Genomic DNA, 14631 nt, shown 5'->3' with positions numbered 1-14631 from the left:
CGCAGCGTTTCCCTTCTCCCCGCTCGCGGGGAGAAGGTCGCGGCAGCGGGATGAGGGGCTTTGACCTCAAGCCGCCCCGACGAAATCCGATTTCCGATAGCCCTGCAGGTAGAGCAGCGCCGTAAGATCACCGTGGTCGATGCGGATTTTTGCCTCCGCTGCGACGGCGGGCTTGGCGTGGAGGGCGACGCCGGCGCCGGAGAGGTGCAGCATGCCGAGGTCGTTGGCGCCGTCGCCGACGGCCATGGCCTCTTGCGGCGAGATGCCGAGGCGTTCGGAAATGTCGGTGAGCGCGTCCACCTTGGCCTGCTTGCCGAGAATGGGTTCGGCGACCTCGCCGGTCAGCCTGCCGTCTTCGGCAAGCAGGATGTTGGCGCGGTTCTCGTCGAAGCCGAGCGTGGCGGCGATGCGGCTCGTGAAGACCGTGAAGCCGCCCGAGACGAGGGCGGTGTAGCAGCCCTTCGCCTTCATCGTGGCGATCAGCTCGCGCCCGCCGGGCGTCAGCGTGATGCGCTTTTCGATCACCTCGTCGACGACGGAGACCGGCAGGCCCTTGAGCAGCGCGACGCGCTCGCGAAGGGCAGGCTCGAAGGCGATCTCGCCGTTCATGGCGCGGGCCGTGATGGCGGCGACCTTCTCCTTGAGGCCGACTTCGGCGGCAAGCTCGTCGATGCATTCCTGGCCGATCATGGTCGAGTCCATGTCGGCGATCAGCAGCTTCTTGCGCCGCGTCTCGGCCTCCTGCACGGCAAGGTCGACCGGCGCGCCGGCTATGACGGCGAGGATCGTGTCGCGGGCGGCGGCAATGTCGCTGTCGTCGCGCAGCGCGATATCGCAGGCGATGCCGTCGGCAAGCCAGTAGAGGCCCGAGGCCTTGACCCGGTCGGCCGCCTGTTCGGCAATGGCGGGTGTCAGGACGGGATTTGACGGATTGGCGACAAGCGTGGCAACGAAAGCCATGATGAGAAACCTTGATCGAAAGCGGGACGCGATCCTGATAACGGGCCCGACGGCGAGCGGCAAGTCCGCGCTTGCCGTGCGCCTTGCAGGCGAGCACGGCGGCGTCGTGGTCAATGCCGACAGCATGCAGGTCTACGATACGCTGAACGTGCTGACCGCCCGTCCGCAGCCGGCGGACATGGGCGGCATCGAGCACCGCCTTTACGGCCATGTGGCGGCCGGCAGCGCCTATTCCACCGGCGACTGGCTGCGCGAGGCGCAGGCCGTTATTGCCGAACTGCGCGCGCGGGACAGGCTGCCCGTCTTCGTCGGCGGCACGGGGCTCTATTTCCGGGCGCTCACCGGCGGGCTCTCCGATATGCCGGCGATTCCGGGCGAGGTGCGCGAAAGGCTGCGCGGCCGGCTGGCCGAGGAAGGGGCGGAGGCGCTGCACCGACTGCTTTCCGCCCGCGACCCGGAGACGGCGGCGCGCCTCATGCCGGGTGACGGCCAGCGCATCGTGCGCGCGCTGGAGGTGCTGGAGGCGACGGGAAAATCCATCCTGGCCTTCCAGTCGGCATCGGGGCCGGCGGCGGTCGATCCCGCCCGGGCGGAGAAGATCGTCGTCCTGCCGGACCGCGCGGTGCTGGCGAACCGGATCGACCGGCGTTTTGCGGCGATGCTGGAGATGGGGGCGGTGGAGGAGGTGAAGGCGCTGCTTTCGCAGAACCTCTCGCCCGCCATGCCGGCGATGAAGGCCATCGGCGTGCCGCAGATCGCGGCGATGCTGGCGGGAGAGATGAGCGAGGCGGAGGTCGTCGCGCGCGGCGCGGCGGCGACCCGGCAATATGCCAAGCGCCAGATGACCTGGTTGCGCAACCAGCTCGACGAGAGCTGGCGGCGGATCGATCCCATGGCGCCTAGCGGCGAATCAGGCTGCTGAGCGGCTTCTTGAGGAGCTGTTCGCGGATGGAGCCCTCGCGGCGCGGTTCTTCCGTGCCGCCGAAGGCGGGCGTCGGGCGTGCCGGCTGGCGATAGGGATCGGCGGCCGGGCGCTGCGGCTCGGCAAGCTCGCGGCGGATGGCGTCGAAACGCTCCTGCGTCGAGGGCTGGTAGGCACCGGCCGCGCCCGGCAGCATGTCGGGCCGGTAGGGTTCGTGCACGACGGGCTGCGGCGTTGCCGCGGCCTCCAGCGTATCGATGTAATCCTCCTCGTCCTCGTAGGGCGCATCCTCGTAGCCGGTCGGGAGCGACGCGTTGGATGCATTCGAGGAGAGATAGGAATTCTGGAAGCCGGAAATGTCGGGTCCGGAAATGGCACGCATGCGGGCGACGATGGAGCGCAGGTCGACGCTTTGCGAGGTGTCCTCGCTCGCCCGGATGCCGGTGCCGTTCGCCTTCGGCAGGCGGTCCGCCTCCACGCGCGAGAAGCGCATGCGCATCGGCACCGCGACGGCCTCGCCGAACGCGATGGCCTCGCCGTTGCCGATGGAGGAGATGAAGCTGGTCGTCGAGGACGAGGAGTTGGGGATCGCCGAGCGGATGATCTCCTGGTCGTGCTCGTTGGCAAGGCGCATGGCGAAGACCGTCGAGCACTGGGAGAGGATCGTCGGGTCGAGCTCGCCGGGCCGCTGGGTGACGATGCCGAGCGAAACGCCGTATTTGCGGCCTTCCTTGGCGATGCGGGCGATGGCCTGGCGGGTCGGCGTGAAGCCGAGCTTGGGGTCGGCCGGCACGTAGCGGTGCGCTTCCTCGCAGACGACCAGCATGTGCACGCCGCCATTGCTCCACAGGCCGATCTCGAAGGCCATGCGGCAGAGCACCGAGGCGACCGAGTTGACGACCTCCGAGGGGATGCCGGCGAGCTGGAAGGTCGTCACCGGCTTGCCTTCGCCGGGAATGCGGAAGATGCGGGCGATGGTGTCGAGGATCGTGTCGGTGATCGTGTTCGAGGAGAACATGAAATGGTAGCGCGGGTCGTTGATCGCCGACATGATCTTGACCTTGAGCGAGCGCAGGTGCGGCTTCTCCGCCCGGCCTTCGAGCCGGCCGATGCGCTCGTCGACGAGTGCCAGCAGGTCGGCGATGCGGAAGGGCACCGGTGTGTCGGCCGTCATCGAGCTCTTCTCGCTCGAGCGGCGCATCAGCCCGCTCTCGCTGGAGCCGCGAAAGGCGCGCTTGGCCTCGGGAATGAGGTCGCGCAGGATGTCCATCTCCTCCGGCACCGGCGGGCGGCCGCGGAAGACGACCTCGGCGAATTCCTCCAGCCGGAACAGCCAGAAGGGCAGGTCCAGCGTATCCGTGTCGATGACGACGGCAAGGTCGCCGAAGGCGGAGGCGAATTCGTTGTGCGGGTCGAGGATGAGGACGCGCAGTTGCGGATCGGCCTGGATCGCCTTGTGCAAGAGCAGCGTGACGGAGGTGGACTTGCCGACGCCGGTCGTGCCGACGATGGCGAAGTGCTTCTCCAGCATGGAGGGGACGTGGATCGTCGCGTCGAGGCTCTCGTCCTGCGTCAGCTTGCCGATGGTGCACACGTCGCTCTTGCCGGTATCGTAGACGCGGGCAAGGTCGGCGGCGCGGATGCGGTGGGCGATGGCGCCGAGATAGGGATAATCGGTGATGCCGGCGGAAAATTCCTCGCGCCCGTCGGGGCTCACATGCACCTCGCCGAGAAGCTCCACCTCGATGCGGAAGACCGTGTCGTTGTTTTCCACCCAGCTCTGCTGGTCGGTGGACATGGAATAGACGAGGGCGACGACGCGGTTGCGGCCGACGGAAATGGAAATGAGCCGGCCGACGGACCACAGTTCCGTGAGCGCGGTCTGGCCGCCGTCGGCGACGGCGCTGATGGTCGCGCGCGAGCCGTTGCAGGCCACGACCCGGCCGAGCAGGCGATTGCCTGTCTGTCCGTCCCGGCGGTCCTGTTCGCCTGCCGTCATGGAGGTCTGGAATTCATTGTTGAGCAACGCGGCACTCCTTGCCATCAACCGCCACGTTACCGTTGCGCACTTAATAAGACGTTTCGGGTTGAACGGCTTCGCAGCCGCCTTTTGCCGGCCATTTCCAAAACCGTGCCGTTTCGAAACATCCCGAAAGGCGTTGACGCCGATGGTCTTTGTGGCTAACAATCCGCGCCATGAATAATCTGACGGCTATCATTCTTGTGGTGGGATCGCGCATGGGCAGGGTGGTGTAACCACCCGGCGAAAGCTCCCATGCGCGGTAAGCAGGCTCCTTCCGGGGCCTTTTTTTATGCCCGGAAATTCGATAATCACCCTGAAATACGAAAGAGACGGACGGAAATCCGATGAGCGGAACAGAAAACCAGATGACGGGCGCCGAAATTGTCTTGCAGGCCCTGAAGGACAACGGCGTTGAACATATCTTCGGCTATCCGGGCGGCGCCGTCCTGCCGATCTATGACGAGATCTTTCAGCAGGACGACATCGAGCACATCCTCGTGCGCCACGAGCAGGGTGCCGGCCATATGGCCGAAGGCTATGCCCGCTCCACCGGCAAGGTCGGCGTCATGCTCGTCACCTCCGGCCCGGGCGCGACCAATGCCGTCACGCCCCTGCAGGACGCCCTGATGGATTCCATCCCGCTCGTCTGCCTCACCGGCCAGGTTCCGACCACGCTCATCGGGTCGGATGCCTTCCAGGAGTGCGACACGGTCGGCATCACGCGCCCCTGCACCAAGCACAACTGGCTGGTCAAGGACGTCAACGACCTCGCCCGCATCATCCACGAGGCCTTCCGCGTCGCCCAGTCCGGCCGTCCGGGCCCGGTCGTCGTCGATATCCCGAAAGACGTCCAGTTCGCGACCGGCACCTATACGCCGCCGTCCGACGCGCCCGTCCAGAAGAGCTACCAGCCGAAGACGCAGGGCGACGCCAGCCAGATCGCGGCGGCCGTCAGCCTGATGAAGTCGGCCCGCCGTCCGATCATCTATTCCGGCGGCGGCGTCGTGAATTCCGGCCCGGAAGCCTCGCGCCTCCTGCGCGAGCTGGTCGAGATCACCGGCTTTCCGATCACCTCGACGCTGATGGGCCTCGGCGCCTATCCGGCCTCCGGCAAGAACTGGCTGGGCATGCTGGGCATGCACGGCTCCTACGAGGCGAACATGGCGATGCACGATTGCGACGTCATGGTCTGCATCGGCGCGCGCTTCGACGACCGCATCACCGGCCGCCTCAACGCCTTCTCGCCGAACTCGAAGAAAATCCATATCGACATCGACCCGTCCTCGATCAACAAGAACGTCCGCGTCGACGTTCCGATCCTCGGCGATGTCGGCACCGTCCTCGAAGACATGGTCCGCCAGTGGCGGGCGGGCGCGAAGGATTACGACAAGTCTCTGCAGGCCGACTGGTGGACCTCCATCGCCAAGTGGCGGGCGCGCAACTCCTTCGCCTATACCCACAGCAACGATGTCATCATGCCCCAATACGCGATCCAGCGGCTCTACGAGCTGACCAAGGACCGCGACACCTACATCACCACGGAAGTCGGCCAGCACCAGATGTGGGCCGCGCAGTTCTACGGCTTCGAGCAGCCGAACCGCTGGATGACCTCGGGCGGCCTCGGCACGATGGGCTACGGCTTCCCGGCGGCGATCGGCGTGCAGGTCGCCCACCGCGACAGCCTCGTCATCGACATCGCGGGCGACGCCTCGATCCAGATGTGCATCCAGGAGATGAGCTGTGCCGTCCAGTATAACCTGCCGGTCAAGATCTTCATCCTGAACAACCAGTACATGGGCATGGTGCGCCAGTGGCAGCAGCTCCTGCACGGCAACCGGCTGTCGAACTCCTACACGGAGGCGATGCCGGACTTCGTGAAACTGGCGGAAGCCTATGGCGGCGTCGGCATCGCCTGCGACAAGCCGGCCGACCTCGACGGCGCCATCCAGGAGATGATCGACGTCAAGCGCCCGGTCATCTTCGACTGCCGCGTCGCGAACCTGACCAACTGCTTCCCGATGATCCCCTCGGGCAAGGCGCATAACGAAATGCTGCTGCCCGACGAGGCCACGGACGAAGCGGTCGCCAACGCGATCGACGCCAAGGGCCGCCAGCTCGTTTGATGAAAAGGTAGAGAACCATGAACGCACATCTTCAGCCCACGGGCTCCGCCTATTTCATCGCCAAGGAAACGCAGGTCGCCGAGAGCCATACGCTCTCCGTCCTCGTCGACAACGAGCCGGGCGTCCTTGCCCGCGTCATCGGCCTCTTCTCCGGCCGCGGCTACAACATCGAAAGCCTCACCGTCTCGGAGACGGAGCATGAGGCGCACCTGTCGCGCATCACCATCGTGACGCGCGGCACGCCGGGCGTCCTCGAGCAGATCAAGTCGCAGCTCGAGCGTATCGTCCCCGTCCACCGCGTCGTCGACCTCACCGTGCGCGCCCGCGCGCTCGGTCAGGAACGCCCGATCGAGCGCGAGGTCGCGCTGGTGAAGGTCATCGGCTCCGGCGAGATGCGGCAGGAGACGCTGCGCCTTGCCGACGCCTTCCACGCCAAGGTGGTGGATGCGACGACCGATCACTTCATCCTGGAGATCACCGGCAAGTCGTCGAAGATCGACCAGTTCGTCGCGATCATGAAGCCCCTCGGCCTCGTCGAAGTGTGCCGCACCGGCATCGCCGCGATGAACCGCGGCCCGCAGGGGATGTGAGGGGCAGCCGCCCCTCATCCGCCTGCCGGCACCTTCTCCCCGCAGGCGGGGAGAAGGGGGTGTTGCTCCGTTTTCCCGAAGACTGGACTGGGGCAAAGCCTCGCTTTGCCTTACCTCTCCGCTGTTTGCCTCTCGTCAGCTACCTCTCCGTCGTCATCCTCGGGCTTGCCCCGAGGATCCATGCCACAAATTCAGGGCATGCGGTGGAGTGTGGATCCTCGGGTCAAGCCCGAGGATGACGACGGTGGGGGAGCCGAGTTGGTCTTCCCTCCGTTTTCAGATCATCTCCAGCGGCCGCTTGCGGGTCGGGGGCGGGAAGGCCTGGTCGAGGAGGCGCAGGTCCTCCGAGGACAGGCGGATCTTGGCGGCGCGGAAGTTCTCGCGCACGCGCTCGGGCGAGCCGGATTTCGGGATGGCGATGACGCCGGCCTTCGTGAGCAGGAAGGCGAGGGCGACCTGCGCGGAGCTGGCATCGTGGATGCGGCCGATCTCCTCCAGTGCCGGATGGCCGACAAGCCGGCCCTCGTCGAGCGGCGAATAGGCCATGAGCGGAATGCCCTGCACCTGGCTCCAGCGCAAAAGATCGTATTCGATGCCGCGGCGGGCGAGGTTGTAGAGCACCTGGTTGGCCGCAGGGCGCGCCGGCTCGGCGGCGGCGAGCAGTTCCTGCATGTCGCTTTCGTCGAAATTGGAAACGCCCCAGGCGCCGATCTTGCCGTCCACCTTCAGCCTTTCGAAGGCCTCGATGGTCTCGGAAAGGGGATGGCGGCCGCGCCAGTGCAAGAGGTAGAGGTCGATATGGTCGGTGCCGAGGCGCTTCAGGCTCGCCTCGCAGGCGGCGACGGTGCCGGCACGGCTGGCATTATAGGGCAGGACCTTGCTGACGAGGTAGACCTCGTCGCGCCGGCCGGCGATCGCTTCGCCAACGACGTCTTCCGCGCCGCCGTCGGCATACATCTCCGCCGTGTCGATCACCGTCATGCCGAGGTCGAGGCCGGCGCGAAGGCTGGCGACTTCGTCGGCGACGGGCGCGCCGTCCTCGCCCATGTGCCAGGTGCCGAGGCCGAGCGCCGGCACCTGCCGTCCGCCGGGGAGGGTGACTGCCGGTAGTTCCGCTTTCATGCTGCGCTTCCTCTCGGGCCCGAATTGTCTGCGTGACAAGAATTGGCTGGTCGTTGCAAAGAGATGGGCTATCAATCCGAAAAAACAATCCGGATAACAAGAGTCCGCCATGCCGATCGAAATCTTTCTGGCGCTGATGGTCTTCGCCTTCACCACCTCCATAACCCCCGGCCCGAACAACATGATGCTCTTCGCCTCGGGGGTGAACTTCGGCTTCGTGCGCACGATCCCGCATATGTGCGGCATCGGCGTCGGCTTCCTCGTGCTGCTGCTGGCCGTCGGCTTCGGGCTCGGCGCGCTGCTGGAGACTTTTCCCGCCGTCTATACGGTGATGAAATTCGCGGGCGGGGCCTATCTCCTCTGGATCGCCTGGAAGATCGCCACGTCGCGCAGCATCGCCGAGGGCAAGGCCGGGACGCAGCCGATGAGCTTCCTCGAGGCGGCCGCCTTCCAGTGGGTCAATCCGAAGGCCTGGGTCATGGCCGTCTCCGCCATGGCGACCTATACCGATGCGCGCAACTATACGGTCAGCGTGCTGATCGTCGGCCTTGCCTTCGCCATCGTCAATTTCCCGAGCGTCTCCACCTGGGCGGGCTTCGGCTCGGCGCTGCGCCAGTGGCTGTCCGATCCGGTGCGGCTGAAATGGTTCAACGTCTCCATGGCGCTGCTGCTCGTCGCCTCCCTCTGGCCGATGCTGCGCTAGCGGGGTATGAAAGGGCGAAGCGGGAGGAACGACCGTGTCGCACGATCACGACCACGACGACCATCACCACCACGACAACCATTTCTCGCCGATGGAAGCGCGCGTGCGCGCGCTCGAGACCATCCTGACAAAAAAGGGGCTGATCGATCCGAAGGCCATCGATGTCATCGTCGAGACCTACGAGACGAAGGTCGGCCCGCGCAACGGCGCGCGCGTCGTCGCCAAGGCCTGGGCGGAGCCGGATTTCGCCGACTGGCTGAAGCGCGATGCGACGGCGGCCATCGCCAGCCTCGGCTATACCGGCCGGCAGGGCGAGCATATGCGGGCGGTCTTCAACGACGGGGAGACGCATAACCTCGTCGTCTGCACGCTCTGCTCCTGCTATCCCTGGTCCGTGCTCGGCCTGCCGCCCGTCTGGTACAAGGCGCCGGCCTATCGTTCGCGCGCGGTCATGGATCCGCGCGGCGTGCTGGCGGAATTCGGCGTGATCCTGCCGGAGGCGCGGAAAATCCGCGTGTGGGATTCGACGGCGGAGCTGCGCTATCTCGTCGTGCCGGAGCGCCCGACCGGTACGGACGGGCTGGACCAGGACGCGCTCGCCGATCTCGTGACGCGCGATTCGATGATCGGCACCGGGCTGGCGCTTGTCCCGGAGGCGCGGCCATGAACGGGCCGCACGACCTCGGCGGCCAGCACGGTTTCGGTCCGGTCGCGCCGGAACAGGATGAACCCGTCTTCCATGGCGAATGGGAAAAGCGGGCGCTCGGCGTCACGCTCGCCTGCGGCGCCTTCGGCGCGTGGAATATCGACGAGAGCCGCCATGCGCGGGAAAATATCCCGCCCGCCACCTATCTCTCCGCGAGCTATTACGAAATCTGGATCCGTGCGCTGGAGACGCTGCTGCAACGCCACGGCTTCGTCAGCGCCGCGGAACTGGCCGAGGGGCACATGCTGGAAAAGGGCGCGGCACCGAAGCGTATCCTCACGGCGGACATGGTGCCGGCGGTTCTCGCCAAGGGCGGGCCCTGCGACCGGCCGGTGGCGGCCGCGCCGCGCTTTGCCGCCGGCGCGCGCGTGCGCACCCGCAATTTCAATCCGGCAACGCATACCCGCCTGCCGCGCTATGCGCGGGGCAAGGTGGGCGCGGTGGAGGCCGTGCAGGGCTTCTTCGTTTTTGCCGACGACAACGCCCATGGCCGGGGCGAGAACCCGCAATGGCTCTATACCGTCGTCTTCGACGGCGCCGAGATCTGGGGCGAGGGCGCCGCGCCCGGCCTCACGGTCTCGATAGACGCATGGGAGAGCTATCTTGAGCCGGTGTGAGACGCTTGCCGATTCGCCCCATCTGCCGAAGTCGCCCGAGGGCGATCCGGTCTTCGCCGAGCCCTGGCAGGCGCAGGCCTTCGCCATGACGGTGCGCCTCTACGAGCAGGGCGTCTTCTCGTGGGAGGACTGGGCGAAGGTGCTGTCGCGCGAGGTGCATCGGCCCGGCCGGGCTATCGACGGCGCGGATTACTTCGACTGCTGGGTGGCGGCGCTTTCCGGGCTCCTGAATGAGCGGGGCGTTGCGAGCGAGGCGGAGCAGGCGGCGCTTTCCGACCGCTGGGCGCGTGCGGCGGAAGCCACGCCGCACGGCAGTCCCATCCTTCTCGAAAACGCCGGCTAGGCGCGGTTCGCCACGAGGCGGGCGAGCCAGGGGCCGATGAAGGTCACGAGGATCAGCCGCGCCGTCTGGAGCGTCATCACGAAGGCGATGTCGACATTGCTGGAAGCGGCGATGACGGCGACCGAATCGAGGCTGCCGGGGCTTGTCGCGAGATAGGCCGTCAGCGGATCGACGCCGAGGACGAAGACCAGCAGCGCCGCGAGAAGCCCGGAAAAACAGAGCAGCGCGAGGATGGAGAGCACCGTCGGCAGCAGCGCCCGGCGCGCATGCATGAGGATGGCGCGCGTGAAGCCGAGGCCGATGTTCCAGCCGAGGAGCGCGAAGGCGATGACCAGCAGCCATTGCGGCAGCACGATCGTCACCGTGCCGGACGTGTTCAGAACCGAGGCGATGGCGAAGGGAAAGAGGAAGGCGCCGGCGGGAATGCGCAGCTTCTGCCCGGCAAGGCCGGCGAGGATGCCGATGGCCAGGAGGGCGGCAAGCGGAAGGAGCGGCACCGGCTCGAACCAGGCATGCGCCGCCACGGTGCCCTGATGGCCGCTGAAATGGGCGACGAGCGTTGCAAGGCTCGCCACGAACAGGACGCGCAGATACTGCATGAAGGCGACGAGGCGCACATCCGCGCCATAAGCTTCCGCCATCATCAGCATGGAGGAGGCCGCGCCCGCCGACGAGCCCCAGATCGCCGTGGTGCCGGGCAGGACGCCGCTGCGGGCGATCGTCCAGCCGCTGAACGTGCTGACGGCGATGACGGAGAAGATGACGAGCAGGATCAGCGGCCAGTCGCGAAGGAACGTGCCGACGAAATCCTGCGAGACCGTGGCGGCGATCATCAGCGCGAGGACGACCTGCACGGCGAAGAAGCAGAGTTTCGGCACGCGGATCGTGCCGCCGGAAAGCGCCACGGCAATGCCGGCGAGCATCGGTCCGATCATCAGCGCGGCCGGAAAGCCCGTCATGTAGAGCGGCGTCGTCGTTGCGAGCGAGAGACAGGCGACGATGGCCCATTGCAACGCCGCCGGCAGCCGGCCGAGGCCGGCGGGCAGGTGGGCGGTCACGTTCGGGGTCTCGGCGGCGGGGGACAAATCATCGCTCCATGGGATCGCGCCTTCCATACAGCGGGGCGGCGGCGGGGAACAGGGCCAAAAGAGGGGGTAGGCGCCCCCTCCCGCCTGTGAACCCGGCCGACCGGCCCTTGCCTTGGGCGTGCGAATCCTGCCAAGTCCGGGCATGGAATTCGCACCCCAACAGGACGAGGCGCTGAAAGCCGTCGCGCGGTGGCTGAAGGACGGACGGGACCCTCTCTTCCGGCTGTTCGGCTATGCCGGCACCGGCAAGACGACGCTCGCACGCCATTTCGCCGAGCATGTCGACGGCGAGGTGCTGTTCGCCGCCTTCACCGGCAAAGCGGCGCAGGTGCTGCGCTCCAAGGGGGCGACCAACGCCAAGACGATCCATTCGCTGATCTACCGCCCGCGCGGCGAGGAGGAGGTCTCGGACGAGGAGACCGGCAAGACGTCGATCTCGCCGATGTTCTCCATCAACCGCCAGAGCCCGGTGGCCAAGGCCGCGCTCGTCGTCGTCGACGAATGCTCGATGGTGGACGAGGCGCTCGGCAAGGACCTGATGAGCTTCGGCACGCCCATCCTCGTCCTCGGCGATCCCGGACAGTTGCCGCCCGTTTCCGGCGGCGGCTATTTCACCAACCAGGAGCCGGACTACCTGCTGACGGATATCCACCGGCAGGCGCGGGACAATCCGATCATCCAGCTTGCCATGCAGGTGCGCGAGGGCCGCGACATCGCCTATGGCGACTACGGCGCGGCCCGCGTCATCGGGCGGGGCGAGGTGGACCAGTCGCTGGTTCTCGACGCCGACCAGGTGCTGGTCGGCACGAACCGCACGCGGCGGCGCTATAACCAGCGCCTGCGCGAGCTGAAGGGCTTCACCACCGACTATCCGCAATCCGGCGACAAGCTGGTGTGCCTGCGCAACGACCCGGCCAAGGGCCTGCTCAACGGCTCGCTCTGGCAGGTGATGAGTTCGTCGAAGGAGACGGTGAAGCCCGGCATCAACCTGATGATCCGGCCGGAAGACGACGACATGGATCGCGGCGCGGCCAAGATCAAGCTGCTGAAGGCCGCCTTCGAGAACCTCGAGGAGGAAATCCCCTGGTCGACGCGCAAGCGCTACGACGAGTTCGATTTCGGCTATGCGCTCACCGTGCACAAGGCACAGGGCTCCCAGTGGAACAATGTCGTGCTGTTCGATGAAAGTTTTGCCTTCCGCGACACGCGCGAACGCTGGCTCTACACTGCCATCACGCGCGCCGCGGAAACGCTCACCGTCGTGCGATAGTAGGGACCCGCACGACGGACCGCTCACCAGGAAGCGGATGAAAGAGGCCGGTCATCATGTCCGGCCGCTTGACGCCGGCCTTAATGGCCGACGATCCCGAGCATGACCGCCTTGGCGACGGCCTGGAAACGGTTGTTGCTGTTGAACTTGGTGATGATGTTCTTCTCCATCACCTGCACCTCGCCGGGCTCGACCTCCAGCGCGCGGGCGATGCGGCTCGTCGGATAGCCTTCGGCCATCAGCGAGAGGCAGCGCAGCTCGGCGGGCGTGAGGTGCGCGCGCGGCGTGTTGTCGTTCGTCTCGGCCTCGTGGCCGGTGCTGAAATCGAGGAGCTCGTTGATCTGCTGCATCTGGCGGCGGATCGTCGATTGCTGGGCGGCGAGCTCGCGCTTGCGCGCGATCATCGCCGTGCGGAAGACGACGTCCGCCTGCTCCTGGGTCTCGGCGGCGGAAAGCTGCTCCAGCAGTTCCTGGATGACGGCGACGGGCATGCCCGTCTCGCGGCAGGTGTTGACCACCGCCATCTGCTGGATTTCCTCCGGCCCGTAGACCCGCATCGGCCCGACGCGGGCAGCCGTCAGCAGGCCCTTCTCCTCGTAGAAGTGGAGGGTGCGGTGGGTCACGCCGAAGGCGTTCGCCATATCGGCGATGGCAAGGCGGCCTTCCGGCAGGTTTTCCGGCAGCGGCGCCACGGGCAGGAAGCGGATGGCTTTGCGCCCGCCGGCCCGTGCTGCGGCTTTCTTCGACTCATTGGTCATCATGAAAGCGGCCCGCGATAAAAGATGCAGTCATCAATTGCCCCCGGTCGCCGGCGTGAGGGCATCTGCTCGAAGGAGAGATGCCGGGACGGCGGATAGTACCTTTCACCGCGGTTTCCGGCGCACATGTGCAGCGCTGCCGGTCGCGGTCTCTTCGGAATTGCCGATCCCTGCCGCAGAACGACTGTGCCGGATCGGGACTCCCGGGCGGCAAATCTTACCGAACCGCCCACGCTGCCAAAATAAGCGCAAGATGAAAGTGTGCCTATCGTTATATCTAGGGATGTATTTTCTGTGCCGGCGCGGTTCGGTCCCTATTGCATGAGGGAGGCCTGGTTCACCGCCGCGGCCTCTGCGAGCGCCGGCTTGCGGGCCGGGCAGGCCGCTTCGCCGGGGTGGAAGGCGCCCTGCTCTGAGCGCGCGAGGCACTCCATGGCGCTGCTCGCCATGCCGTTGCGGAGCGCATGGCGGTAGAGCGGGCCCTGGGCCGAAAGCGCGCGGGCGGCAAAGGCGACCGCCTCGAAGGCGATGCCCGATTCGCTGGCAAGCTGCGCGGCCGAGAAGTGGCGGGCATAGATCGTCGCCCCGGTCTGCTCGTGAATCAGCCTTGCATAGACGCCGTTGCCGTCCGGCCTGTTCTCGACGCGGATCGCATAGGCGAGCTGGGGCGCCTCGCCGGTCTGCGGCGTTTCCGAGAGGCGCACGGTCCTGTGATATCCGGCCGAGCGGGCGATCTCCTGGGCGAACGCCGCGCAGGCGCCGCCGGCCGGCCAGCATTGGAGGATATGGAGCCGCGGCAGCGCTTCGGCATGGCTCGTCGAGCGCGCCTGCATGACGAGGGCGAGCTGCGCCCGGTCGATTGCCGCATCGAGCGGGCCCGGATAGAGCGAGGGCACGAGGAAGAACAGCGGCAGGAGCGAGAAGAGCGCCAAGGGCGAGGAGACGGGTGCGGGAAGCCAGGAGCGCTGCCGGCGCGGCTTGTGCCGGGCCGGGCGGGCCTGCGCAGGCGAGGCGGCATCCTCCGGCGCCGCATCTAGGAAGCTGTATTCCGGAACGTAGCTGCCGAGCGGCACGCGGATGCGCAGCCGGTCGCCGGCGCCTTCGCTTTCGTAATACTGGTCGAGGAGCTTGCGCAGCTTGCCGGCCTGCACGCGCACGAGGGGATCGTTGCCGGCATCGAAGCCGGGCGCCCGGCCGAACACGTCGATGCCGATGCTGTAGCCCTTCAACTGGGTCGCCTTGCCGGAGAGCTCGTTCTCGACGATGTAGGACAGGAACGAGCGCAGCCGCTCCGAGCGGGCAAAGGTCTCGCTGGCCACGACCGAGCCGAGGGCGCGCCGCACGAGATCGCACGCCGGCCTTTCGATCCCGCTCATGGTGCCGTCGCCGAGGAGACCATCGTCGCT

The 14631-nt window shown here is 66.8% G+C and carries 14 protein-coding genes; 8 read left to right on the top strand and 6 right to left on the bottom strand.

Annotated elements, in window-relative coordinates; genetic code table 11:
* Window positions 1-66: 66 nt before the first annotated feature.
* Window positions 67-960 carry a phosphoserine phosphatase SerB gene (gene serB / locus HNQ66_RS01285; RefSeq protein ID WP_184140061.1) on the bottom strand — a complete coding sequence of 298 codons (894 nt, stop codon included), beginning with the start codon at window positions 958-960 and terminating at the stop codon, window positions 67-69.
* Between serB and miaA the strand changes: the two genes are divergently transcribed.
* The gene (gene miaA / locus HNQ66_RS01280; RefSeq protein ID WP_184140059.1) at window positions 959-1882 is read left to right on the top strand and encodes a tRNA (adenosine(37)-N6)-dimethylallyltransferase MiaA; all 924 of its coding nucleotides are present in this window, start codon (window positions 959-961) and stop codon (window positions 1880-1882) included. The two genes, serB and miaA, sit on opposite strands and share 2 nt — an antisense overlap.
* On the opposite strand, the gene HNQ66_RS01275 is transcribed toward miaA, so the two are convergent.
* The gene (locus HNQ66_RS01275) at window positions 1860-3926 is read right to left on the bottom strand and encodes an ATP-binding protein (protein WP_380777835.1); all 2067 of its coding nucleotides are present in this window, start codon (window positions 3924-3926) and stop codon (window positions 1860-1862) included. The two genes, miaA and HNQ66_RS01275, sit on opposite strands and share 23 nt — an antisense overlap.
* A 323-nt stretch (window positions 3927-4249) precedes the next feature.
* On the opposite strand from HNQ66_RS01275, the gene HNQ66_RS01270 reads away from it, so the two are divergent.
* Both HNQ66_RS01270 and ilvN read left to right on the top strand, forming a co-directional pair.
* A complete protein-coding gene (locus HNQ66_RS01270) occupies window positions 4250-6028 on the top strand; it encodes an acetolactate synthase 3 large subunit (RefSeq protein WP_184140055.1) in 1779 nt (592 codons plus the stop codon).
* Window positions 6029-6045: 17 nt separating this feature from the next.
* Complete coding sequence (gene ilvN, locus HNQ66_RS01265; protein WP_184140053.1) at window positions 6046-6618, top strand: acetolactate synthase small subunit; 573 nt, start codon at window positions 6046-6048, stop codon at window positions 6616-6618.
* Between the two features lie 276 nt (window positions 6619-6894).
* On the opposite strand, the gene HNQ66_RS01260 is transcribed toward ilvN, so the two are convergent.
* Window positions 6895-7740, bottom strand: a complete 846-nt coding sequence (locus HNQ66_RS01260; RefSeq protein WP_184140045.1) for an aldo/keto reductase — start codon at window positions 7738-7740, stop codon at window positions 6895-6897.
* A gap of 109 nt (window positions 7741-7849) precedes the next feature.
* Between HNQ66_RS01260 and HNQ66_RS01255 the strand changes: the two genes are divergently transcribed.
* The 4 genes from HNQ66_RS01255 (at window position 7850) to HNQ66_RS01240 (ending at window position 10109) form a co-directional block, all read left to right on the top strand.
* Window positions 7850-8443 (top strand): LysE family translocator, encoded by a 594-nt coding sequence (locus HNQ66_RS01255; protein WP_184140043.1) that lies wholly within the window; start codon window positions 7850-7852, stop codon window positions 8441-8443.
* Between the two features lie 91 nt (window positions 8444-8534).
* Window positions 8535-9110, top strand: coding sequence for a nitrile hydratase subunit alpha (gene nthA / locus HNQ66_RS01250; RefSeq protein ID WP_184140441.1), 576 nt, complete (start codon window positions 8535-8537; stop codon window positions 9108-9110).
* Window positions 9107-9766 (top strand): nitrile hydratase subunit beta, encoded by a 660-nt coding sequence (gene nthB, locus HNQ66_RS01245; RefSeq protein ID WP_184140042.1) that lies wholly within the window; start codon window positions 9107-9109, stop codon window positions 9764-9766. The genes nthA and nthB overlap by 4 nt, the downstream gene beginning before the upstream one ends.
* A complete protein-coding gene (locus HNQ66_RS01240; protein ID WP_184140041.1) occupies window positions 9753-10109 on the top strand; it encodes a nitrile hydratase accessory protein in 357 nt (118 codons plus the stop codon). The genes nthB and HNQ66_RS01240 overlap by 14 nt, the downstream gene beginning before the upstream one ends.
* Here HNQ66_RS01240 and HNQ66_RS01235 read toward each other — a convergent pair.
* Window positions 10106-11224 (bottom strand): AbrB family transcriptional regulator, encoded by a 1119-nt coding sequence (locus tag HNQ66_RS01235; RefSeq protein ID WP_184140040.1) that lies wholly within the window; start codon window positions 11222-11224, stop codon window positions 10106-10108. The two genes, HNQ66_RS01240 and HNQ66_RS01235, sit on opposite strands and share 4 nt — an antisense overlap.
* 115 nt (window positions 11225-11339) lie before the next feature.
* Here HNQ66_RS01235 and HNQ66_RS01230 point away from each other — a divergent pair, with 115 nt between their 5' ends.
* The gene (locus HNQ66_RS01230; RefSeq protein WP_184140039.1) at window positions 11340-12467 is read left to right on the top strand and encodes an ATP-dependent DNA helicase; all 1128 of its coding nucleotides are present in this window, start codon (window positions 11340-11342) and stop codon (window positions 12465-12467) included.
* An 80-nt stretch (window positions 12468-12547) separates the two neighbouring features.
* Here HNQ66_RS01230 and HNQ66_RS01225 read toward each other — a convergent pair whose 3' ends face one another.
* Both HNQ66_RS01225 and HNQ66_RS01220 read right to left on the bottom strand, forming a co-directional pair.
* Window positions 12548-13225, bottom strand: coding sequence for a MerR family transcriptional regulator (locus tag HNQ66_RS01225; protein ID WP_184140439.1), 678 nt, complete (start codon window positions 13223-13225; stop codon window positions 12548-12550).
* Between the two features lie 314 nt (window positions 13226-13539).
* The gene (locus HNQ66_RS01220; protein ID WP_184140038.1) at window positions 13540-14601 is read right to left on the bottom strand and encodes a hypothetical protein; all 1062 of its coding nucleotides are present in this window, start codon (window positions 14599-14601) and stop codon (window positions 13540-13542) included.
* Window positions 14602-14631: the final 30 nt, after the last annotated feature.

The sequence above is a fragment of the Shinella fusca genome (assembly GCF_014203155.1).
In the GTDB taxonomy this organism is placed as follows: domain Bacteria; phylum Pseudomonadota; class Alphaproteobacteria; order Rhizobiales; family Rhizobiaceae; genus Shinella; species Shinella fusca.
This window is presented reverse-complemented; position numbering and strand designations above follow the sequence as displayed.